1 protein-coding gene is annotated in these 1687 nt (G+C 42.0%); it reads right to left on the bottom strand.

The genetic code is table 11. The features are described 5' to 3' along the window. Positions 1-1687 (bottom strand): beta strand repeat-containing protein (locus G9H60_RS10390; RefSeq protein ID WP_223143992.1); only part of this gene is annotated, 1687 nt, incomplete at both ends.

Genomic DNA, 1687 nt, shown 5'->3' with positions numbered 1-1687 from the left:
CAGAGAATGTAATATTTTTAGCTCCTGTGTAGCTAGTAGCCGTATTACCACTTGCATCTTTCGCGGTAACTGTTACTGTTTGACTGCCACCTGCTGTTTGTGTTCCTGTTCCAGTTACCACTAATTTTGTCGCTGCTCCAGGATTAATGGTTACACTTGAACTAGTTACTGCTGTTCCAGTAGCTGGAGTAAAGGTAAATGTTCCTGAACCTGATGTACCTGTGAAAATCATTACACTAGATAAATTAGCTACACCATCCACAAAACTACCCAGGGAGCTCATGACATTTCCTCCAGAAAATCCAGATACAGCACCCGTTAATGAAGAAGTAACTGTTACATTATTTGAAACGGCACTAAAATTGGTTACTGCATTACCATAAGCATCTTGCGCTGTTAAAGTATTTGTACCCGTAAAGGCTGTTCCATTGGTTTGAGGACTTGTTAAACTTACCGCCAATTTGGTAAAAGTTGACTCTCCCACAGTAATACCCAAGCGATCTCCTCCTGTTGATGAAATACTTCCATCCGTTGCAGAAACTAAAGCACTTTCTGCTTTATAAAGTTTTAAATTTGCTGTACCTACCCCATTGGTAAATGTAATACTTGTGGCTGTACCAAAATTGGTATCAGATACAGTTGGGGCCGTAACAGGGCTGATTGAACTAGCAGCTCCTGAGAATGTTAAGGATTTGCTTCCAGAATAATTTATATCTGTATTACCACTACCATCTTTAGCTGTAATGGTAATGGATTGTGAATCACCAGCAGTCTGTGAATTATTTCCTGTAATAACCAATCTCGATGCAGCTCCAGCATTGATCAAAACTACATCACTACCCGTAATTCCACCTGTGGTAGAAGTGAAGGTAAAGGTTCCTGTACCAGTAACACCGGTATATTTAATGCCTAAACTAGTTAAATTAGCCACACCACTAGTAAAATCACCAGCTTGGTTCAACACATTAGTAGAACCTGAGCCTAATCCAGTAACCACACCTCCTAAGTTATTCGTTACTGTTACTGAATTAGCACTTGCATCAAAACTAGAAACAGTATTACCATAAGTATCTTGAGCAGTTAAGGTATTTACTCCTGTCCAATTCACTGCATTGGTTTGAGCTACGGCTAAGTTTAAACCAAATTTATTAACTGAAGCTGGACTAACGGTAACATTCAATGTTCCTCCCGTATTCGAATTGATGGTACCATCGGTCGCATTGACTGTAGCAGATTCTGCTTTGTATAAGACCATAGAACCTGAAGCCACACCCGCCGTAAAGGTCAAGCTTGTGGCTGTTCCAAAGGTCGTAGCTGCTACCGTTGGTGTTGTTGTCGGACTTGGAGATGCGGCTGCGCCTGAGAAGGTAATGTTTTTGGCTCCTGTATATGTAGTGGCTGTATTGCCATTCGCATCTTGAGCCGTTACTGTCACTGTTTGACTTCCTCCAGCTGTTTGTGTTCCAGTTCCTGTTACGACCAATTTAGTCGCTGCTCCAGCATTGATCGTTACGCTCGAACTAGTCGCTGCTGTTCCAGAAGCTGGTGTAAAAGTAAATGTTCCTGCACCCGATGTTCCCGTGAACTTCAAACCTAAGCTCGTTAAGTTCGCTACCCCACTCGTGAAATCTCCTGCTTGATTCAATACATTGTTGACACCACTGCCTAATCCACTGACTGTTCCTGT

The sequence above is a fragment of the Aquirufa aurantiipilula genome (assembly GCF_019923745.1).
Taxonomy (GTDB): domain Bacteria; phylum Bacteroidota; class Bacteroidia; order Cytophagales; family Spirosomataceae; genus Aquirufa; species Aquirufa aurantiipilula.
The sequence above is the reverse complement of the archived record's forward strand: the minus strand, read 5'-3'. Positions and strand labels throughout refer to the sequence as shown.